This is a genomic window from Fibrobacter sp. UWB5, from assembly GCF_002210295.1.
GTDB lineage: Bacteria > Fibrobacterota > Fibrobacteria > Fibrobacterales > Fibrobacteraceae > Fibrobacter.
Map to the genome: position 1 here is coordinate 134,332 of NZ_MWQH01000004.1, position 21,951 is coordinate 156,282.

Genomic DNA, 21,951 nt, shown 5'->3' on the forward strand with positions numbered 1-21,951 from the left:
ATGCTCGACGAATCCAAAATAAAAATTCTCGTTTGCTGTCACAAGCCGTGTCCCGTCCCGAATCAAGACTGGTTTTTGCCCATCCAGGTCGGAGCGGCGCTGTCCAAACAGGATCTCGGCTTTCAAAAGGACAATCTCGCCAACGGGGAGCCCTGCGAGAACATCAGCGACAAGAACCCCAACTACTGCGAACTGACCGCCTTGTTCTGGGCATGGAAGAACATTCGTAAAATCTACCCGGAAATTCAGTATATAGGCCTAAACCATTACCGTCGCTACTTTGCATTCGACGAACACCGCTCCACTGGCAGCGGCATCGCCAAGAACATCAGCGAACTCGACAAGTACAATCTCGACAAAGAAAAGATTGAACAATGGCTTTCCCAGGGGAAAATCATCATTCCCCCAAAGGCATACCTCAAGACTTCGGTGGCCTCTGCTTATGAACACGCCCACATCAGCGTGGATCTCCGGCACCTCCACGATGTAATAAAAGAACTGTCCCCGAAATTTCTGGACGATTTTAACAACTTTTTCATTTGCAACAATTTCTTTTACGATTGCAACATGTTCATCATGCCTATCGACGAATTTGAGAAATATTGCGAATGGCTGTTCAAGATTCTCTTCGAAGTCGAAAAAAGAACGAACATTGAAAAATACGATTCCTACCAGAAGCGCATTTTCGGGTTCATGTCCGAACGTTTGTTCACGTTGTGGGTTCTGCACAACCACTACAAGACCGTAAGCCTAAATTACTTCGTCTATACGGAGAATCCCGCCGCACAAAAAAAGGGCATCGCCGACCTGCTCCACTACTACAGAATCAAAATCAAACGCGAACTGGGATTCTTCATATCCAAGCCCCGCAACAAGCAGGCCCAGGAAAAATACTGGATTGTTCCCTAAAGGCAAATTATGATAGAAATTGTACTCTGTACCGACGACAATTATGTCATGCCCACAGCGGTGCTGATGACATCTATTGCTGCATCCAACCCAGATGAGCAAGTTCACTACAATATCATTTCAGCGGGACTCAGCCAGAAATCAAAAGACGCCCTTTCAAGGCATCTCGTAAATCCTTCTTTCGGCATATCCTTCTACACCATCGATGAATCCTACCTGAAGGATTGCCCTATTCGCCGAGGCGAGCACGTTTCCATCGCCACATATTTCCGCTTGCTGCTCCCGACAATTCTGCCCAAGGAAATAGACAAAGTTCTCTACATGGACGGCGACATTATCTGCCTGGACTCCATCAAGGAACTATGGGAAACGCCTCTGGAAAATTTCTCTGCGGCAGCAGCACCGGACATGCGCTGCAACGACATACGAGTTTTAAACAGGCTTTCTTTCAATCGCGCGGACGATTATTTCAACGCCGGAGTCATGCTCATCAATCTTGACTGGTGGCGCAAAAACGACATACAGAACAAGTCCATCAAGTTCATTTCCGAAAATCGGGATATATGCCAATTCCACGACCAGGACGCCCTAAACGTCGTTTTGCACGGAACCATTCAGACATTGTCCATCCGGTTCAATCTCCAGGAACATTTCTTCGAGCCCTTCGGAAACCAGTTCATAGACAAGGTCTACCTCAAGGACATGGAAGATGCCAAGGTAAACGCGGCCCTAATTCACTACACGGGATTCAAGAAACCCTGGCATAGAGAATGCGTCAACCCCTTAAAATCCATCTGGCGTCATTTCTACAACAAGACCGAATGGAAAAACAAAAAGCTGGCTTACCGCTACACCGGATTCCGCCATATCAAATACGAAGTTCGCACCCTTTTCGATAAATTGGGATTAATAAAATCAAGAAACCTTTATAAAGGGCTTGACATTTCCCATATCGAGCAGGAATTATTCAAGAAAATACATGGCTAAGTTCCTTACAGTTCTTGCGGTCCTGCTAATTTGCCTTCAAGTTCCTTCCCTCGGAAGCGAACTCAGCTACGCCTCTTGGAACATTCGCTGGGAAAGTCAAGAAGACATAGACGGAGGCAACGGGTGGGACAAGCGAAGGGACCCCATCGCCAATATCATCAAGTTTCACGATTTTGACATCATCGGTTTTCAAGAGGGCAGCCCTCCTCGCCTTAGGGACTTGATGGAGCTCCTCCCGGATTATGAATTCATTGTTTCCGACACCATGGAATTCAACCCCATCGCCATACGGAAAGGAATGTTCACCGTCGCAGATCACGGAAGGTTCTACCTCTCCAAAACGCCCGAAAAGAAAAGCAAAAGCTGGGATTCCAAACACGCCCGCTACTGCACCTGGGCAAAGCTCAAGTTCGGCCAGGACTCGTTATACATATTCAATGTACATTTCGACTATCATGGTAAAGACGCCCAGGCAGAAAGCGCAAAGCTGATGAACCGTAAAATTTTCACCATGGCAAACAAATCCCCGTTCATCTTTGCCGGCGACCTGAATTTCATTCCAGGTTCCAAATCTTACCAGAATTTAGACACGCGCATTATGAACGACGCAAAAAAAATTGCCGAAGTTTCAATCGCCCCCAACGGTAGCTACAATTACTTTGACCCATCAAAATTCAGCGAATGGCAATTCGATCATATCTTTGTCGCCCCCGGTACAAAAGTGAAACGTTTTGGCATTCTCAACGAGACCTATTACGACGGAGAAAAATTCCGCTACCCCTCCGATCACTCGCCCCTGATGATTCGCTTTTTCATTGGTGGCAACGATTAACGATTTCGACATTTAGTATATTTGAGAAATGAGCTATATTGTCATGCTATTCTTCTTCGGGCTTTTGGCCTACATGTTCCTGACGGACGCCCAAGGAAGATTTCTAGCATTGCTTATGGGAACTGTACTTTTCCCGACTACAGCTCTCTTTATCAAGAACCCCTCTATTTCTCCGCAACATATTTTTCTATACGCGTTTTTTTTCATTGAATTTTTCAAGGATCGCGAAAATTTCAACAAAAGCCTTTTTGGGAACCTGCTGCTCATTCCAATCGGCATTAGCATTATCAGCTACGTGTTCACGGCCATCTACAACTCCGGTATCGCCTCCAAGGACATGTATTACGGCATTCGCGATGTTATCGACGGTTTCGGCTATATTTACGCGGCAATCATTTGCGGACGTAAAACAGACGTTTTTCAACTCGCTCAAAAACTGATTCCCTTCGTTATCGTCATCTGCATTTTTGGAATTGCAGAAATTCTTCTGGGCGACAACTACCCCTACAAATTAATCCATTCGGCATTTCCCTACTACGAAGGAGACTTTAATTTAAATTCCACCGTAAGTTTCATAGAGCATTGGCGATTCAGAACCTGCTTTACGACAAAGCACCCCACCGCTTTCGGAACTTTGCTCATGACCTTGTTCCTGTTCTACGTTCCCTATTTCAAAAGGAAATGTTCAGAGCATAAGAAAATCGTGCTAGTACTAGCCCTACTCGCATTGAACTTATATCTTTGCGGTTCAAGAACAGCAATGATTTGCGTAGCCCTTGGTGTAGGCCTTTACATTTACTTCAAACTTAAGCCTTTCCTGAAAATTCTAGTTGCGGGTTTTGTCCTTTTTGCCTCCTCCGCCATTCTCGCCGTATTCCTGCAGAATTTCCAGACCAATATAGAACACGGTGGATCTTCGCTCGACTTCAGAGAAAGGCAGCTTCTTTTCTCTATCGCAGCCATCTACAACTCCCCAATTTTTGGCAACGGGAACAAGTACACATCCCATGTCATTTTTGCTGAAGACGCACGAGCATCCGACAGTAGCGGCAGAGACTTGGGCGGGCTGGAATCTATCATTTTTTCGCTGCTCATCGATAGAGGTTTCTTCGGGTTGTTCACCCATTACTTGCTCCTATTATGGATGTTCATCCTGCTGTTCCGCTACAGGAATCGGCTGAAGGGGATCAACGGCGGTTACGCCTTAATGGCAGGCGGAATTTTGTTCCTGACGCTTTCCGGCACCATCGGAAACAGTTCTTCATTCCTGTTCCTGTTTACAGGCCTTCAGCTAGGCTACATCGCCCAATACAAGCAGATTGCCTACGAAAACAATACTGAAGTCAGCGACGAAGATGAAGTCGATGAAGAAACCGAATCCGTCGGCGAAGAACTTAGCGACGAATCTTAGTTCGCAATTCGTACATTAAAGCGGTCGCAAAAAACAGACCGCGGCCAACCAACTTGCCATAGGTCCTTTCGTTGCCGCAGAGTTTCAACTTGGCGGCATTCTTTACCGCCGAGCAATACGGCTCCGTCGCAAAAATTTTCTTGAAAGCCTTGAATCTGCCAAAGAACGAACCTTGGGCATCCTTGCTGAAGAAACTGCGCAAAGCCATTTTTTTTGTCAAGAAAAGAACACGGGCCATAAAAGCATCGCGCAAAGCCACATCGTTTCCATTAGCCTGGATAAAAGCTTCGATTTCGCGAACAATATTGGCGCAGTCTGTTACCAGCCGCTGTTCATTGATGTGGCAAAGCGAATTGTTCAAAACACGGTAATGATAAACGGGCTCCTGCTTGTAAGCAACCGTTTTGGCATGCTCAAAAACCTGCAGGGCCACCAAGCCGTCTTCGTACAGTTTCAACGCGCCCGAAAAGCGGATTCCGTTATCGACAAGCAGCGTGCGGCGAATCAGTTTGGACCACAACGCCGAAAACATGTAGCTACAACTTGGCGAAGGGAACGGCGAATAGCCCTTATACAAGACCATTCGCTGTATATCTCGAATTACATCCGCGGAATCCGTCGAAAATTCATTTGCAAAAAAACGATGCACGCTTTCGCAACCGTTTTCTTTCCACAGCCAGTGATCAGCAATGGCCACATCTACAGCACCGTCCGAAGTCGCCTCAGACAGCGCGCGCAGCGCGTCCGCACTCAGCCAGTCGTCTGAATCTACGAACAGGACATATTCGCCGCGTGCAGCATCCAGCCCGTCGTTTCGGGCTGCAGACACGCCACCGTTTACCTTGTGAATTACCTTAAAGCGCTCATCGCGGGCGGCATACCCGTCAAGAATCGCCGGCGATTCGTCCGAGCTTCCGTCATCGACAGCGACAACTTCCCAGTCCGAAAATGTTTGCGCGACAATGCTATCCAGGCATTCGCACAAATACTTCGCGGAATTATAAACCGGAATGACAATGCTGACTTTAGGCGTCATCGTTCACCGTCTGCAAAGCGTGATGATTGCGGTCATCAGCCTTAGGCGGCGTCATGTAGTCGCCGTAAAGCTGCGTACAGACAAAGTCATAATCTACGGGGCCACAAATTTCGGTATCTTCAAACGGATACATCTTGCCCTTGCCATAATATTTTTTATGGAACATCTCGCGGAACTTGTAGGCGCCCATGGCATTCACCAGATAGTCCGACTTTTCGTACGGAGTCGACGTCAGCGCGCGTTCCATGCGGGCAAGGCATTTCTTGGTATCAAATAGTTTCTGGATAGGCGTATGGAGCCCAATCCACACCAAAACACGTTCGTGCAGCGGACGCCCTTTCTTGTTCACATCGACCAAGCGGTCAAAACAAGAAAAACGGTACATGGCGCGCAGCAACAAAACTTCATAGACTTTCAGCTTGCGAAGCAGGCCATTGTTCGGCATGGCATCCAGCGGGAACAAGTCAATCCAGGCAAAAGTCTCTTCGGCCTTCAACTTGTCATGGCGCACGACCTTGAAAGTCGTGTCTTCAATATGACCAAAGTAACGGATGCAATCTTCGGAATTTTTATACGAGCGGAACTTGATGTTGCTCGATTCCGGCAAGCCTTCCAAAATCTTGCAAAGGCGTTCGTAATCGGGACGCGGAATACCGACATCGATATCGTCGTCCCAAGGAATAAAGCCCTTGTGGCGGATTGCACCAAGCAATGTACCGCCCAAGGCAAAGTATTCAATATTGTTTTCTTTGCAAACCTTCTGAAAGAACTTCAAGAGTTCCAGTTCTTTCAGCTGCAACTGTCTAAGCGATTCGGCCATGAGCTAGCTCGATCTGAGGCTCTTCAAAATAGGCATTATGCACGTTCTTGTCGCAATCTTCAGGTTCCTTCATGTAGTCGCCATACATTTGCGTCAAGACCTTGTCATAATCTTCAGGGCCCATCAACTGCATGTTCTCAAAGGTGTAAAGCTTGCCGTTGCCGTAATAGGACTTCGGGAACATTTCCTTGAACTTGTACTGACCCATAAAGTTCACGATCCAGTTCGAATCCTTCACTTTATACTTGCGGAGCAACTTGTCGAGTTTAACCAGCCACTTCTTGTAGTCGCGGTGGCCGCCCAAGTGTACGTTCTTGACAATCGCAATGATAATGCGTTCAGACAGAGGTCTGTTCGGGCGTTTCAGGTTCACCTTGTCAAAACAGGCGACATGGTAGCAGAAGCGCACCCACAGGAGCCTAAGCATGTGAATATGGCGCAGGAGCCAGTTATTCGGCATGCCGTCCAGCGGGAAAATATCAACCCAGAGATTTTCCTTTCTCGACACCAGACTCCCTTCGCGGCTCAGCACATAGCGGGTATCCACGATTCGGGAGAAATAGTAATGGTGATCGGACTCGTCGCGGTAAGAACGCAACTCCAGGTGTTCCGGCAGATTTTTAGACACCGTTTCCAGGAACCGTTCGTAATCTTCGCGAACGATACCGATATCGATATCGTCGTCCCAAGGAATAAAGCCCTTGTGGCGTACAGCGCCCAACAAGGAACCCCCTAAAAGATAATAGGGTGTAGAACTCTTTTCCAGGAACGGTTTAATTTCCTTGAAAATATTCAAAATAGACAGTTGTGCCATCGAAAGAGGCACAGGCTGTTTTGTTTTTGAATCAAGCCCCATGGCTACTCCGCTTTCCCCTTACCAATGCTAGACACTTCGAAACCGATCTTCTTGAGTGCTTCTGCATCCAGGATATTGCGACCGTCAAACACGAAGGCAGGTTTGGCCATGCCCTTGTAAATGCGGTTCCAATCGAGTTCAGCAAAGCACTTCCATTCCGTGCAGACCACCACAGCGTGAGCGCCTTCGGCAGCCTTGTACGGATCCTCCTCGAACTGAACCTGGTCAAGCACGTCCTTCAAATCGCGCTTGGCATCAGGAATAGCCTTCGGATCGGTAACGACCGGCAGTGCATGTTCGGCGAGCAAGTCGCGCACAACAAGATTTGCAGGGCTTTCGCGAGTGTCACCGGTATTAGCCTTGAAGGCGAAACCGAACACGGCAATCTTCTTGCTTGCAATCGTGTTGAACATGGTCTCGAGCATGCGGTCCACCACGCGGTGGGTCTGCCATTCATTGATTTTCACCACCGATTCCCAGTAGGCGGCCACTTCGGGGAGTCCATAGTAGCCACACAGGTACACGAGGTTCAAAATATCTTTCTTGAAGCAAGAACCGCCAAAGCCGATAGAGGCCTTCAGGAACTTGGGACCGATACGGCGGTCCTTGCCCATCACGTAGGCAACTTCATCCACGTCGGCACCCGTCTTTTCGCAGAGGGCGCTAATCGAGTTAATAGAGCTAATACGCTGTGCCAAGAAGGCGTTAGCGGTCAGCTTCGTGAGTTCAGAGCTCCAAAGATTCGTCGTCAGAATGCGGTCGCGCGGCACCCAGTGGGCATAAACGTCCACCAGCTTCTGGCATGCGGCAAGGCCCGATTCCGTCTGGTGGCTACCGATGAGCACGCGGTCCGGTTCAAAAAGGTCGTTGATGGCGGTACCTTCGGCCAAGAATTCCGGGTTCGAAAGCACTTCGAAGTGCAGGCCCTTGTCGTTAGAGTTCAAGATTCGTTCCATGGCAGCAGCGGTACGCACCGGAAGCGTGGACTTTTCCACGATAATCTTGCCTTCGTCGGCAATTTCCAGGATGTTGCGAGCCGTTTTTTCCCAGTACTGCAGGTCAGAGGCCTTACCGGCACCGTGGCCAAACGTCTTGGTCGGGGTGTTCACGGAAACAAAGATAATGTCCGCTTCTTTAATGGCTGCCGGAATATCGGTGCTGAAGAAGAGGTTACGGCCACGGGCGCGTTTCACCACGTCGTCGAGGCCGGGTTCAAAAATCGGGAGGTTGTCGCTGTTCCAAGCGTCAATACGGGCCTGGTTGATATCAACCACGGTCACTTTCACATCGGGGCACTTATCGGCAATAACGGTCATAGTGGGGCCACCGACATAGCCCGCGCCAATGCAAAGAATCTTGGTATTGTAACTCATAGTGTGCCCAAATTTAGAAAATTACGCGATTCCTGACCTTGATTATAACTAAAGAAGGCGTCCTTGTGTACATTCGTAAGGTTTATATTAGAACTTTCCGTTCACGGGGTGTTCGCTATACAGACCGCAAAGCCTCAATGTAAAATAAAATTGTGACTAGGCTTTGCTCTCGCAACCACACCTCGTTAATACGAGGTGCTTGTTGCTCACACAGACCGCAAAGCCTCAATGTAAAATTGAGTTAAAAAAGCTCACTTGAAAACGGCAGTCAGGGCATCTATTTCACCCGGATTGACCGAGCGAACCTGTTCCATCTCACCGTCGCTCCAACCCGCCCAAATGCCACCATCGGTCGGCATGGCTTCGAGCGTCACGGGGAGCCCTTCAAAGAAATTCACCGTCAGCGGATACGAATCTATTTTCAGGCCGTGAACTTTGATGATACCCGGTCCGCTTACCGAAAGTGACAACGCAATCGGGCGCCCCAGTTCAAAGTATTCGCGCAGTTCATCGTACACGACTTCCGGGCGGTCCTTCGCGAAGCTCTTGATGTCTTCAAGCTGGCGGTCCATTCTCGAAGCGCTCAAATTCCAGCGTTCCTGATCGCGCGGGATTTCCGATTCGATCTCAGACATCATGCTTTCGATGCGGGCCAGCACGCGCGCACTCGAGAAATTCATGTTCAACAGCACCGCCATGCGGTTCACAAATGCCGTACGGAATCCGGGATTTTCAAGCAGACTCCGGAACAGGAGCGTATATTCGGGGCCGTTCGGCCAGGACTCCCCATCTTCTGCCGCAGCAAATTCGAAAATATTGTTCGTGTATTCGCTATAGCCGTTACCCATTCCGAAATCCATGTCGTACAAGAACCACTTCCACGGCGTTTTCGGATTGTTGTTGCGCCATTTCTTCAAGTTGTTGCCAGGCCAGTCGCGGTTATTCGCATACATTTCGGTCTGCATGTAATTGATAAAATTGTCAACGTCTATTTGCGACGACACGTAGGCGTAATTCGTTTCGTTTTCAAGGCTATTCAATTCAAGCCAATCCATCAGCGCCACGTAATCGACAGCAGAACCCGCCGACACCGAATTGTCCGCCTTGAGCAAGTCGATATTGTCAGGGTTCAAGCCGTAATGTGTTTCAAAGTAGTATTCGGTCGAACGTTCACGAATGCTATGGATACCATAGTATTCGCCGTTATAGTACACCACCGCGAATCGCCCACGCTGGTAATCCACGCCCAGGCCTTCGCTAATCGAACTGGCCAGGCGGTCGCGAATGTAGTCGTTGCCGAAATTGCTTCCGTTGTTGCGCAAAATGAAAACCTTGAACTTGTTCAGTTCCGGAAACTCCGGGAACAGGCTGTAATGCAAGCGCTTGTCGCCATACTTTTCGCGGAAGGTAATCGCGACCGATTTCTTGTCGTTCTGGCGGCTGTAATTTCCGAAAATCTTGAGGCCCGCGCGCTTCACGAAAGCAGGCGCATTCACGCCCGGCTCCATGAATTCCACCGTCACGGGAACCTCTTTGTCGAGCCAGTAATTCGCGCCATAATGCGGTTGCTTGCTCTGCGCGAAATTTCCTTCCATGTAGATGCCCGAATCAGGATCAAAAAGGGAATTCGGATCGGTCGTCAAGAACACCACCGGCAAGGAATGCTTTTCGCCCAAGACATAGGTGCGCACCATTTCTTCGCCAGGCAACTTTCCCGCCTCAAAGGCGGCGCAACGAATCGTCGTTGTTGATTCAACCGTCAACAAGGTCGCGACGGCAGACTCCGCCGTAGGCGCCAAGCCTCCTTTTTCGCAACGCACATTCGCGCCTTCGGGCAAGGCAATCACAAAAGGCTCCGCATAAAAACCCGACGGCGGGATTTCGGCTAGCGTATCCACCGCCGGCGAGCGCGACTGCACCACCGGCTGTGTCACAAGGCCATAGGGCGAAGCTTCGCCAAAGCCAAAGCCCGTCGTGCCATCGGCAAGCGTGCCGAAATTCCAAGTTTTCCCGACAATCATTTCGGGGTAAGCGACAGAATCTACAATTGCCGTATCGGCATTCACCAGATACAGGCGACCGCCCGACTGCGGGATCTTGAAACCCGCATGCGGTTCATGCCCGCGATTGCGAGCAATATAGCTGAAAACCTTGACAGTCACTTCTTGCGATTCGTTCGCCTCGGGGCTCATGCGCGTGCCGTAAATATTCTTGAGGTCCGGGAACGTTGTCCCTGTCGGGAGTGGCATACGGTAAACCGTCGAAGAATCACCGGTTCCCGTAAGCACCATTTCATAGCCCTTCCAGTCATCGATATCGGGCTGCGTGAGTCTAAAGGACACCTTGCGGTCCTTGGTAATGTAAGCCTGCATCAGGATTTCATTCGCCGCCGAAATGTCGAGCACATCGTCCTTGTCGGAACTTCCGGTGCCCACGAACACTGCAATCGAAGACCAGCCAAGTTCCTCGTTCTCGCCCAATCGCATCACGGCTCCAAAACGACTTTCACCATTTTCCTTAAAGCAGTTCTTTTTTTGACCAGGCAAGGGATCCGCATAGCTATAACCCGGCGGGTCGCTTTGGGAATCAGTCCATGTCCAGCAACCAGGTCCAATCATGTCAAGCGAATCATGCGGCAATACGTAATCAGGGTAATTCTTGCCCGACATGAACACCAGCAGAAACGCATTTGGTGCCATTTTCACATTCCCGAATTTCCACTTGAACGGTTCCGTTTTCGAATCGGTCAAATACAGGCCCGACAAATCTACCGTATCGGCCGAGGTATTGAAAAGTTCCACCCAGCCGGCATCGCCACCCTCGTGGTCTTCATAAACGATATTGATCGGGTCAATCTCGGTAAACATGACCGGGCCACCCACAAACGGGAGCGTTACACTATCGGCAGCCGTAGAATCATTTGCAGGAACATCCTGTTCAGACTTGGAAGAACTCGACGAATCATCGGAACATGCCGAGAACACCAAAAACGACAGCAACAATATGCAAGAGAACGACCCTCCGGCCTTACGAACTAAAGACGAGAAAAAACGCCAACACACCATGTATTGAATATATATTAAATCGCCTACAATCGGCGAATTGTAAGATATTCTTAAAGCTGTTGTTTATTCTTTCTTCTGGGGCGGCGCACAATAAAGAGGCAGGCGCCAATCAGCACGAGGCTCACCGAAATCACCTTGCCCACCGGGAACGACTCCGAAAACACGAGCACGCCGGCCAAAGTCGGCACCGCAGCGCCCACCGCCGCACTGAACGGAATAATGAACAGGGCGCGACCGCGGGAGAACGACACCTGCGAATACAGGAAAGCGATACTGTAAGTCGCAATATAGCCCAGCGTCCTAAAATCCAAAAGCAGGTTCGCTACGGACGAGATCTCGATGTGGTCCAAATCGAAATCCATGGCGAGGCTCTTGTAGAATGCGGCGGAAAGCCCAAAGCCCACGCCCATAATCAAGGAGTCCACCATTTCGCGGTCCTTGACCCACAAGTGCGCTACCAGCGTCACGGCAGAGAGGCCGCCGGCATACGCCCACAGCATTCCGACATTCTGGACCGCCGTCGATTCGCCCAGATTTTCGACAGAGTACAACAGGCCCGCCACCACAAAGCAAATCGCAATCACAATGCGCTTGGTCAAGGCCTCTTTCAAAATGCAAAAACCCATGAGGGCGGTAAGCACCGGATTCAAGACCATCATCGGCTGCACCTGACTCAAGTCATAGCGGGCCATGGCAATGTAGTAACCAAGCGTGGCAAGCCCCGAGCAGCAAATGCCAAGCCACCAGAACTTATTGGTGATAACGCCCTTAAAAAATTCCCAAGGTTTCGAAGTACCGCCCGTGCGCTTGCCCACCGTAGACACGCCCGATTTCTCGAGAATGTTTCCGCAGGCAAAAAGAAACGCCGGCCCGATTGTCAGCAACAAGAAAAGCATCGGCTAGATTCCGTCGTAGATTTCCTGGTAAATCCAGTAGTTGCCCATGACTCGCTTCACGTAGTCGCGGGTTTCCCAATAGCTAATGTCTTCGGCACGCACGTCCCAAGACTTGCCCTCGCCTGCCGCCTGCCAACGCTTGGTGGGCTTGGGGCCTGCATTGTAGTTACCCAGCACATACATGTAGTCGTCATTGTATTCAGCCTTCAAGTCAACCAAGTAGCGAATACCCAGGCGAATGTTCATGTAGGCATTAAACAGCTGTCGCGGTTCAAACGTCGGCAAGTTTTCCTTTTCGGCAAGCATCTTGCCCGTTGCAGGCATAATCTGCAAAAGTCCGCAAGCCCCTGCCGGCGACATGATTTCAAAGTTGAAAATCGATTCCTGGCGCATCACGCTGTACACAAAGAACGGATCGATACGGTCGCCCGAATGGAACTTGACCTGGTCCATGTAGGGAACGGGGAACAAGTAATGCAGCACATCGATAGGCGGCGCCATTAGGCGGCGGCGATCGATATTGTTCTGGAACTGGCGGGCAAGGCGATACCCGGCAGCGGTTTCGCCCATTTCATAGAAGAGCTTGCCGTATTCATACAAGAAGTCCAGACGCTTCGCATTCTTCTTGCGAGCTTCGTCGTAAAGAGCAAAGGCCTGTTCGCTAAAGCCGTACTGGAACAGCGTGCGAATGCGATTGTAACGTTCCTGGTTATAAGTCGTATCAGGCTTGCCCACCTTCTGCGAGGCGCGCACCCAGGCAAGCGTCTGTTCCGGAGCCATGCGCACGCCGTGTGCATACGGTACATCCTTTTCAGCCATCAGCTTGTATTCCACCAACTTCATGCGGCTGCGGTGAGCATAGTAGGCCAGCGGGAAATCGCGAATGCAATCGAGGTAAGCTTCACGGGCCAGGGAATCCTTTCCGACCTTCATGTAGGCATCGCCCAAGAACATGCGGGCGCCACTTCCACTCCACAGGAACGGTTCCTTGGTCGCCTCAATCAGCGCCGGAATCGCTTCGTTCCACTTTTCTTGCTTAAAGTACACGAAGCCTATGCGGAACTTTGCCCACTGGCGCTTGATATTATTCTTGAAACGCTTGTGCGAAAGAGTCTTGTAGCAGACAATGGCACTATCGTACTGTTCCTTCTGTTCGTATTCGAATCCCTTCACCCACAAGTTGTTGGCGTTTTCCTTGCTGAACTGGTTGGCATCTTGCAGGGTGGCATCCATTTTGCGGATTTCTTTTTCGTAGCGGCCAGCGTTGTTGCGATACAAGCGCAAGATCGACTGCATCCACAAGGGGCGAGCTTCCACAGAATCAAGCAAGAACTTGAACTGCTTAATAGATTCGTCATCGCGCTTGAGCGTACGCAACGTCACGGCGCGCTTTTCCCACAAGGCAATACGGGTTCCCATATCTAAGGAGCTCGGCGCAAGCTTTTTCTGCAGCGAATCTTCCGGCGGCGGGAGCGCCGCCTCCGGCGAAAGCGAAACAAGCACGGAATCCAGAATGCGAATGGAATCCAGGAGTGTCAGGCACTCGTTTGCGTTATCCTTGGCGCAGGCCATCTTGGCATAGGCCACCTTCTCTTCCAGAGTCTCGGGAGCGCCTCGCACCTTGCGGAGTCTACGAATGGCAGCGAAAGCGGAATCCTTGTAATTGGAGGCACTCGTCAAAAGTCTCAGGTAAATGCGCTTCGCCTCTTTCATCTGCTTGAACTGTTCCAAGTACTGGGCATAACGGTAACGCAAAGCCGCCGCATCGTCGGACTTCGGGTACTTTTCCACAAAGACCTTCAACGAATCCGCATGGGCTCGGTCGCTTAGCGTCGTATCCGCCATGGCGGCTTCAATTCTAAGTCTTGAGGCCACCCTGTCAAAAGAGGCGTCCTGGTCCAAATTCTTGTACAGTCCCAGAACCACGCGCATATTCTTGTAGTCGCGAAGCTTGAACAGGCATTTTGCCATTCTCAAAATCACGGAGCCGTCTAACAGGGCATCGCGACCACGCAGGGAATCATAAGCAAAATAGGCGCTATCCCACTGTTCCTTGTAAAAGAACTGGGCCGCACGCGCAAAGTCGCGGACGTTTTTGGATTGTGCCTTGTCTTCGCTCAAAGCCTTCAGGCGGTCATAGCGCACCACCACATCCTGGAACTGCGAAGGCGGAATCTGTTCCAAAGACTCGTACGGATTCGGAGGCGTAAACGGCATCGACGCAATCAAGCTATCAGTCGCTTGCGACGGAAGCGGACTCGGCGCCACAGACGTAGAGCCAGCGAATGCGCACACGCCTAAAAACACAACCAACAAAACAATCCTACACATATTTTCTCCTAAAGCCTGCCGTCAAGAACCTTCGGTTCCTTTAGCAGGGAGCGTCACCGCAAAACAATTCTGCGATCGCCCATTCCTTCTATTTCTTACTGCTGTCCACCTGACCCACAAAGCTAGAGATGCCCAAGTCGCGAATCGTCTGGGCATACTTGCCACGCATAAAGGAGTTCACGCTTTCAGCATCATCCATCTGCAACACCGTCAGCGCAGAATCGCGCACGTCTTCGAAGTTGATCGAGCGGATGATTTTCTTCGTGGACATCACGCTCCACGGGGTCATCGAGAGTTCGTCAACACCAAGGCCAACCAGCAACAGCACGCTCAACGGGTCCGCACTCATTTCACCGCAAACCGCCACAGGGATTCCTTCACGGTGAGCCGCCTGAACCGTCTGGTAAATCATGCTGAGCACAGCCGGATGGTGAGGCTGGAACATGTCCGTAATCAATTCGTTCGTGCGGTCCACGGCAAGCGTAAATTGCACCAGGTCGTTCGTACCGATGCTAAAGAAATCCACCTCTTTAGCGAGCTTGTCGACGATCATCACGGCGGCAGGCACTTCGATCATGACGCCGATCTTTACCTTCGCGACTTTCTTACCGGCCGCTTCCAGTTCCTTACGGCACTTGACAATGCAAGCCTTGGCACGGCGGAATTCCCCCATACCAGAAATCATGGGCAACAGCAGGCGCAAGTTTTCCTTGGTGTTGGCAAGGAGCAAAGCCTTGAGCTGTGTACAGAAAATATCTTCGCGGTCCAGGCACACGCGAATGGAACGCCAACCCATAAACGGGTTCGATTCGTTCACGGCCGTAATGCCGCTTACCAGTTTGTCGCCGCCGGCATCCAGGGTACGGATTGTCACCGGGCAGGGGTACATGGTTTCAAGAATGTAGCGGTACGCGTCGCGCTGTTCATCCTGAGTGGGAGCGTCGTTTCGCAAGAACAAAAATTCAGAACGGTACAGGCCGATTCCCGTCGCACCGAAGTCGGTCACCTTTTCCGATTCCGACGGAAGTTCAATGTTGGCGTGCAGGGTAATGTACTTGCCGTCGCGGGTCATCGGCTCCAGCTGGCGCATCGTGAACAATTCACGGCGCTGCCTTTCAAAGACTTCTTGCCTTTCGTGGAAATCCTTGACGTCATCCTGGTTCGGATTGATAATGACCTGACCGCTCGAGCCGTCGACAATCACCGTGTCGCCGGTCTTGACCTGGGCCGCAAAATTTCTAAGGCCAGACACCAACGGTATCTGGAGTGAGCGAGCCAAAATGGCCACGTGGCTCGTGCGGCCACCGGTATCCATCGCAAGCCCCGCCACCTGGCCGGGCTTGATCGACATCAAAAGGCTCGGTAAAAGTTCGTGCCCGACAAGCACCACTCCGTCTTCGGTAGCCACATCCTCGAGCACCGGTCCGGAATCTTCCATGGCCGCCATCAAGCGGTTGTACACGTCCCTCAGGTCGGCCGCCTTGTCGCGCATAGCCGGCGAGTCAATCTGTTCGAACTTGTCAATGTAGGCCCCCAAGACCACATGCACCGACCAGCGGGCATTCTTGTGTTCCTTGCGGACCTTGTCGATTACCCCATTAATCAAAGTGGGGTCCTGCAAAATCATCAGGTGAGTCGCAAAGATGAGGCTGTCCTTCATCCCGGTGCGACTTTCAGAAAGTTCCTTGATCTGCGAAACTTCCTTGACCGTCTTGTGGACCGCTTTCAAGAAAAGCTGTTCTTCATCCGCAAGTCGGCTCTCGGGGAGAGTCTCCTCCACCACCGAAATCTTCCGGTTCGTGACCGGAAAAACACACCCCATGGCAAAGCCCGGGGATGCAGGAACGCCCGTCAAGACAGTACGGACGTGTTCCGGCTTCTTAACAGGGTTCTTCGTTGAAGTGGTCATTAAACAGACTTTCCAACTGCGACGCGACCTGTTCTTCGTCTTCGCCATCAATTTCGAATTTTACTTCGGAACCTGCGGGAATAGCAAGCATCATCACGTTCAAGATGCTCTTGGCATTAGCCTTCGAGCCTTCGAACACGATGGATATATCGCTCTTGGCTTGGCCGGTGATATCCACTATCATTCCGGCGGGCCTTGCGTGTATTCCCAACTTGTTTGTTACCACCAATGCTTTTTCGATCATTGTTTTCCTCAGAAAAAATCCACGTTGATGTCTAGACCATCTTGCAAAATAATGCGAACCAGGCTATCCGCCGAATGAACCGTCTTGACCAAGTCGTCATGCAGGGTGCGGTCGTTCAGCAAGATACCCACCGTGTTGTCCTTGGATTCGATTTTCTTCTGGACCTTCACGACGAGTTCATCCAAATGGCTAGTCACTTCTTCCAATTCACCCAGCAACTTGTCGGCATTGCCCATCACCTTTTCGGTGTTCGCGAACATGTTGTCAATCGGCGGTTTCACGCCATCAATCAAGTTGTTCACCTTGACCGTCACCTGGTTCAAGCCTTCAAGGCTCTTCCTAAGCTGCGGGTCAGCCGTATTCAGCATCACGAGCACGCGGTCTTCCAGCTTTTCGGCCTTCACGAGCAGCGTCCTGAAGCGTTCCTGGAATTCCGGGTTCACGATTGTCTGGTTCAAGGCCTGCTTCACCGATTCCAGAAGAACCTTCGTCGAGTCGCAGACCTCGCCCACAAGACCAAGAGCTTCGGCGATACCGGCATCGAACTGGCCCGTAATGGTATCGCCCGGGGCAAAGTAGCTTGTCGAATCGCCCAAGATCATACCGATCTGGCGTTCGCCCATGATACCGATATTCTGCACGCGGATTTCGGAATCCTTGGGGATTTTCACGTCGGTGCGGAGTCTAATGGTCACCACCACGCGGTGGCCGGCCAAATCGATAGACTCGACCTTACCAAGCTTCACACCGTTCACCTTGACGGGGTCATCAAGCACCAGGGTACTCACCTGGGTAAACCGCAGATAATAGGTGTTAAAGGTTTCGCGAGGGTCCTTCTCGTTTAAGAAGAATATTCCAAAAACAAGAATAATCAGGGCAAGGATGACCACCAAGCCTACTGAAAAATAAAGAGCCGAATACTTTTTCATTTGGGTTTTAATCTAGCATATTTTTGTATACAATACAGAAAAAGCCCTCTTAAAGAGAGCTTTTTAAGGCCATATTATAGGGGTTATTCGTCGATTCGAACAATCGGGCTGTTGTTCTCGATGCCGTTCACATGGCGGTCCAGCCAGTCCAAAAGCAGGGCGTCGCGCTCTTCCTTCGGGAGCAGGAACTTTTCGCGGCCTTCCTTTTGCATGAACACGTCCAGATAGGTCATCAAGACACCGCCGGCCACCGACACGTTCATGGATTCGGTAATGCCGTACTGGGGCAGTTTGAACTCGTAATCGGCATGGGCGAGCGTGTCGGGGTGATTCCCGTGGAATTCGCTACCCAGGTAAAAAGCGGTAGGCTGGCTCAGGTCCAAATCCAGAACAGAATTGGTGGTATTCGTGCTGGCCACGGCAATCTTGTAGCCCTTGGCGCGCAGCTTTTCCATGCACAGCATACGCTTCTTGTAAAGGTACAGGCTCATCCACTTGTAGCTACCTTTCAGAATAGACTTGTTCACGCTGTAGGCATTGTCTTCTTCGATAATGTGAACATCCTGCAAGCCAAACACTTCGGCCGTACGGATCACGGCAGAAATATTGTGCGGGTCGAACAAATCTTCGAGCACCATGCAAAAATGTCTCGTACGGCGATCCACCACAGACGTCAAAAGTTCACGACGGCGTTCCGTCACACGTTCCAAAAGGGATTCCAAAGTTTCGTTCGTCATTTCTTTTCCTTAATAACCTGAAGGTCCTTTACCATGATAGGCACCGCCTGCATATCCTGTTCACGCTTTTGCTTACGTGCCTTCTGCAAGCGTTCAAAATCGCCAAGTTCCCAATGAGCGCCGTTTACGACTTCTTCGAAATCCAAAACGTACTGCACGTTTTCTGCGGACTTGAGCGTTGCGCTCTTGAGCATGGGTTCCTTATTGCCGCTAAAGTACATACCCGACGCTTTCTTGATATCGTTCACAATCTGCTCGATTTTCGTGTTCACCACACTCCTGAACACCTTCATCTGCATAATGGAATTGAGCACCGAGTTGCCCGGGAACACGATAGCGGTTAATTTGTACTTAATTATCTTGCCCGGCATCGGGTCCATGTCCAGGTAGGCAATCGCCGTTCCATGGAGGGCCCACTTCAAAATTTTCGCATGGCCATACCCAAAGAACAAGTCTCTCATGCCAAGCTTCTGGCCGGCGCTGTCCTGCAAGGCCCAGTAGAATTCGCCCGAAAGGCTACGGCCGTTACTGCCGTTAAAGAATCTTCTATTCGGGTGCGTGTATTCAAGCACGTAGTTTTCGTCGAGATAGGCGTTAATCAACTGCGCCGTAAACGGCATGTTGTCAAACAAGTACTTGATTACGTTTTCATCCAGCGGAAGCGTTCCTTCGTAGCTGTATTCCACACGGTACTGGCGTCCCAGTCTCGCATAAATTTCGGGAACCATCGGAGCCTTGGGGTCAGCCTTGTAGCCGCGATTTGCCAGCTCCTTGTAGGGCTTGCAGAATTCGTCGTCGTACTTGACCTTGGGCCAAGGCTTCATATCGTCTTCGAAACAGCCTTCGAACACCTGGTTCATGCATATCTTGAGCCCCGAGCATAGCGAGCGCAAATCATCATTGCCGCCCAGTTTCTTGCGCAAGTTGTCATGCATATGCACCTTAACCATGGGGTCTACCGACACGCCATAATTCGATGCTGCATTGTCACCAGCAAAAGACGCCGAAATGCTCAAGAGCATTCCCGCAAGCACACCCCCTGCAATACGGCTTAGCCACGACATTATCTAAACTCCAGACTGTCCTGAGGAATAACGGTAAAGGGTTTAATGGATTCCAATTTTGAAACGGGAGCAACAATCGAGGTGGTCATTTTATCCATGTCAAAATACTTCTTGACCATCGCCTTCACCTGGTCGGCAGTCACCGCATTGATTTCTTTCACGTATTCCAGGTAGTGGTCGTAAGACTTGCCCAACAGTTCACCCTTGGCAAAAATCACGGCAATCGCTTCGGGGCTATCGAACAGGCTCGGCAGGCTTTCGATCAAGGATTTCTTCGCCTGGGCAAGTTCCTCTTCAGTGGGGCCCTGTTCCGCAAATTCATTCACCACTTCGCGGATCAGCTTCAAGGCGAATTCGACCGATTCCACCTTGGTCTGCAAAGCAATAGTCACCATGGCCGTGTCGCGGTAGTCGTTACCCACCGAGCTATACACGCTGTAGGCAAGGCCTTCGTCACTACGCACGCGGTTCATCAGGCGGCTCGTAAAGCTGCCGCCACCCAGAATAAAGTTCGCCACCGCCGCCGGATAGTAATCCGCATGGGGCCTGCGCACAAAGGGCTGGTTCATCGAAATGTTGGCCTGCGTAATGTCCTTGTCGACCACGTAAATTCCCGGCTTTCTCACAAAGGTAAGCGGAGTCGGTTCCTGCACCACAGGCTTTGCGTTCTTCTTCACGTTCTTGGCAACCGCGGCATTCCAGCTTTCAAAGAATTCCTTGAGCATGGTCACCGCAGAATCCTTGTCGATATCGCCCGAAAGGGCGAACATGATTCGGGAATCCGCATACACGCCCTGGGCAAAACGCTTCAGGTCGGCAATCGTCACCTTCTTGTAGTCGGCCGCATTGGCATCCCAAAGTCTCGGGTTCGGAGCGTAGTTCACCTTGGAACGGAGCGCCGAAAGCACCTTTGCCGGAGTGTCATAGCGGCGGTCATAGGCCGTCAAGTAATTCGCACGCAGAATTTCGAACTGTTCCTTATCGAAGGCCGGCGCCGTCAGCACTTGCTTCGAAAGCGAAAGCATGTTCGCAAAATCCTTGGACAGGCAATCGATATCGAATGTCGAGGTAAACGTTCCGACCGACGACGTAATTCCTGCACTGATGAATTCCAGAGAATCGTCCAGAGCCTTGGCCGAAATGCCGCCACCGCCACCACGGCGAAGCATGCTGCCCACCATCGACGAGGCGGCCTCGTCTTTAAGTGCAAGCGGCACACGAGGCTGTTCAAAATAAACCGTGAAGTTCACCAGCGGCAAGCTCCTGTCGCTCACGATATAGCCCGAAATGCCCGGAGCGATTTCTACGCGGTAATCCTTCGGATACGGGGCCACATACTTGTACTCCGGAAACTGGATATCCTTGTAGCTTGCAGGAACAGCAGGTTCAGCCTTTTCTTCAACGGCGGGAGCCGCCACCGAATCAGCCTGCGCAACAGCCGGAGCCGGCTCCGTCTGCGGTTCCGGAGAACCCGAACAAGCATTCAAGGCAAACACTGTCGCTACCGACGTCGCCGTCAAAAAGAGAACTTTCAAATCAAACTTCATCATAAAAAAAGATAGTAAATCAGAATATAATTCTTTTCTAAATTTCCACGTATGCCAGGAATCATCCGATTTGCGCCGAGCCCCACGGGCTTTTTACACGAAGGGCACCTTCTTTCCGCCCTTTACGTGTGCGCCGCCGCAAAAAAATGGGACCTCAAAATTCACCTGCGCATCGAAGACCACGACCAAGGCCGTGCCCGCAAAGAATATATTGACGGCATCCGCGAAGATCTCGCCTGGTTCGGTTTCAAGTACGACAGCGAAAGCATCCAGAGTTCGCACTTTGACTTTTTCCAGAAGGTTCTCGACAAGCTCACCGCCAAGGGCCTCGTATACCCTTGCACTTGCAGCCGTAAACAGTTGCAATCCGAAAACCCCGTAAGCGAAACCGGCGAAGTCATTTACCAAGGCAAGTGCCGCACGCAAGCGGCACCTTGTAGCGGCCCCCATAGCCTGCGCGTCGTTATTCCAGACAAAGTAATCAACTGGCACGACGAGCGTCTCGGCGATTTCGCCGAGAATCCGAAAAATCAGTGCGGCGACTTCCCTATCCGCGACCGCGATGGATTTTGGACCTACCAATTCGCCGTCTGCATTGACGACCTCGCCGAAGGCATCACCCACATTGTCCGCGGCGAAGACATCCGCAATTCCACCGCCCGCCAAATTGCGCTTTCCCAGTTAATCGCCGACACCTGCCAAGGCGACCCGGACGTTCCCCTTCCCCCGTACACGCGACCGCTGTATTTGCACCACCCCCTCATTGTGGATTCCAGCGGGAAAAAGCTTTCCAAGCGCGAGCACGCCTACAGCCTCCGTCAGGACAAGGACCGGGGTAAATCGCCCCAGGAACTCTTGGGCCAAATCCTCTACAAAGCGGGATTTTTGTCCGACAATACCCCGACAACGTTAGAACAGGCGATCGCAACCATCGCAGGGCGCCTATAAACACGCCATTTACACTCCTTTTTAATAACCTAATTCCGCAACCAGCAATAAATTAGG

General features: G+C 51.0%; 18 protein-coding genes. 5 read left to right on the top strand and 13 right to left on the bottom strand.

Going from position 1 to position 21,951, the window contains the following annotated elements; genetic code table 11:
* Genes B7989_RS07790 through B7989_RS07805 form a run of 4 tightly spaced genes read left to right on the top strand, consistent with a single transcriptional unit; the run spans position 1 to position 4,139 of the window.
* Positions 1 to 909, top strand: a complete 909-nt coding sequence (locus tag B7989_RS07790) for a DUF4422 domain-containing protein (protein ID WP_088627970.1) — start codon at positions 1 to 3, stop codon at positions 907 to 909.
* A gap of 9 nt (positions 910 to 918) precedes the next feature.
* Positions 919 to 1,896 carry a glycosyltransferase family 8 protein gene (locus B7989_RS07795; RefSeq protein WP_088627971.1) on the top strand — a complete coding sequence of 326 codons (978 nt, stop codon included), beginning with the start codon at positions 919 to 921 and terminating at the stop codon, positions 1,894 to 1,896.
* Positions 1,889 to 2,728, top strand: coding sequence for an endonuclease/exonuclease/phosphatase family protein (locus B7989_RS07800; RefSeq protein WP_088627972.1), 840 nt, complete (start codon positions 1,889 to 1,891; stop codon positions 2,726 to 2,728). Before B7989_RS07795 ends, B7989_RS07800 begins: the two co-directional genes overlap by 8 nt.
* A 28-nt stretch (positions 2,729 to 2,756) precedes the next feature.
* Positions 2,757 to 4,139, top strand: coding sequence for an O-antigen ligase family protein (locus B7989_RS07805; protein WP_088627973.1), 1,383 nt, complete (start codon positions 2,757 to 2,759; stop codon positions 4,137 to 4,139).
* Here B7989_RS07805 and B7989_RS07810 read toward each other — a convergent pair.
* The 13 genes from B7989_RS07810 to B7989_RS07870 all read right to left on the bottom strand — a co-directional run bounded on the left by B7989_RS07810 (position 4,123) and on the right by B7989_RS07870 (position 20,949).
* Entirely contained in the window at positions 4,123 to 5,175 is a 1,053-nt protein-coding gene (locus B7989_RS07810; RefSeq protein WP_088627974.1) for a glycosyltransferase, read from the bottom strand. The two genes, B7989_RS07805 and B7989_RS07810, sit on opposite strands and share 17 nt — an antisense overlap.
* On the bottom strand, positions 5,165 to 5,995 hold the full coding sequence (locus B7989_RS07815) for a phosphorylcholine transferase LicD (RefSeq protein ID WP_088627975.1): 831 nt from the start codon (positions 5,993 to 5,995) through the stop codon (positions 5,165 to 5,167). Before B7989_RS07815 ends, B7989_RS07810 begins: the two co-directional genes overlap by 11 nt.
* A complete protein-coding gene (locus B7989_RS07820) occupies positions 5,979 to 6,851 on the bottom strand; it encodes a phosphorylcholine transferase LicD (RefSeq protein ID WP_088627976.1) in 873 nt (290 codons plus the stop codon). The genes B7989_RS07815 and B7989_RS07820 overlap by 17 nt, the downstream gene beginning before the upstream one ends.
* A 2-nt stretch (positions 6,852 to 6,853) precedes the next feature.
* Positions 6,854 to 8,224 carry a nucleotide sugar dehydrogenase gene (locus B7989_RS07825; RefSeq protein WP_088627977.1) on the bottom strand — a complete coding sequence of 457 codons (1,371 nt, stop codon included), beginning with the start codon at positions 8,222 to 8,224 and terminating at the stop codon, positions 6,854 to 6,856.
* Positions 8,225 to 8,475: 251 nt separating this feature from the next.
* On the bottom strand, positions 8,476 to 11,289 hold the full coding sequence (locus B7989_RS07830) for a CotH kinase family protein (protein WP_088627978.1): 2,814 nt from the start codon (positions 11,287 to 11,289) through the stop codon (positions 8,476 to 8,478).
* A gap of 50 nt (positions 11,290 to 11,339) precedes the next feature.
* Positions 11,340 to 12,185: an EamA family transporter gene (locus B7989_RS07835; protein ID WP_088627979.1), complete on the bottom strand. Its 846-nt coding sequence runs from the start codon at positions 12,183 to 12,185 to the stop codon at positions 11,340 to 11,342.
* A gap of 3 nt (positions 12,186 to 12,188) precedes the next feature.
* Positions 12,189 to 14,516, bottom strand: a complete 2,328-nt coding sequence (locus B7989_RS07840; RefSeq protein ID WP_233144311.1) for a lytic transglycosylase domain-containing protein — start codon at positions 14,514 to 14,516, stop codon at positions 12,189 to 12,191.
* Positions 14,517 to 14,604: 88 nt separating this feature from the next.
* A complete protein-coding gene (gene ptsP, locus B7989_RS07845; RefSeq protein ID WP_088627980.1) occupies positions 14,605 to 16,425 on the bottom strand; it encodes a phosphoenolpyruvate--protein phosphotransferase in 1,821 nt (606 codons plus the stop codon).
* Positions 16,397 to 16,669 carry an HPr family phosphocarrier protein gene (locus B7989_RS07850; protein ID WP_073319470.1) on the bottom strand — a complete coding sequence of 91 codons (273 nt, stop codon included), beginning with the start codon at positions 16,667 to 16,669 and terminating at the stop codon, positions 16,397 to 16,399. Before B7989_RS07850 ends, ptsP begins: the two co-directional genes overlap by 29 nt.
* 8 nt (positions 16,670 to 16,677) lie before the next feature.
* Positions 16,678 to 17,598 (bottom strand): MlaD family protein, encoded by a 921-nt coding sequence (locus B7989_RS07855; RefSeq protein WP_088627981.1) that lies wholly within the window; start codon positions 17,596 to 17,598, stop codon positions 16,678 to 16,680.
* 83 nt (positions 17,599 to 17,681) lie between these two features.
* The gene (locus B7989_RS07860) at positions 17,682 to 18,335 is read right to left on the bottom strand and encodes an RNA methyltransferase (RefSeq protein WP_088627982.1); all 654 of its coding nucleotides are present in this window, start codon (positions 18,333 to 18,335) and stop codon (positions 17,682 to 17,684) included.
* Positions 18,332 to 19,399: a hypothetical protein gene (locus B7989_RS07865; protein WP_088627983.1), complete on the bottom strand. Its 1,068-nt coding sequence runs from the start codon at positions 19,397 to 19,399 to the stop codon at positions 18,332 to 18,334. The genes B7989_RS07860 and B7989_RS07865 overlap by 4 nt, the downstream gene beginning before the upstream one ends.
* Positions 19,399 to 20,949 carry a pitrilysin family protein gene (locus tag B7989_RS07870; RefSeq protein WP_233144312.1) on the bottom strand — a complete coding sequence of 517 codons (1,551 nt, stop codon included), beginning with the start codon at positions 20,947 to 20,949 and terminating at the stop codon, positions 19,399 to 19,401. The genes B7989_RS07865 and B7989_RS07870 overlap by 1 nt, the downstream gene beginning before the upstream one ends.
* A gap of 48 nt (positions 20,950 to 20,997) precedes the next feature.
* On the opposite strand from B7989_RS07870, the gene B7989_RS07875 reads away from it, so the two are divergent.
* On the top strand, positions 20,998 to 21,894 hold the full coding sequence (locus B7989_RS07875; RefSeq protein WP_088627984.1) for a glutamate--tRNA ligase family protein: 897 nt from the start codon (positions 20,998 to 21,000) through the stop codon (positions 21,892 to 21,894).
* Positions 21,895 to 21,951 lie beyond the last annotated feature (57 nt).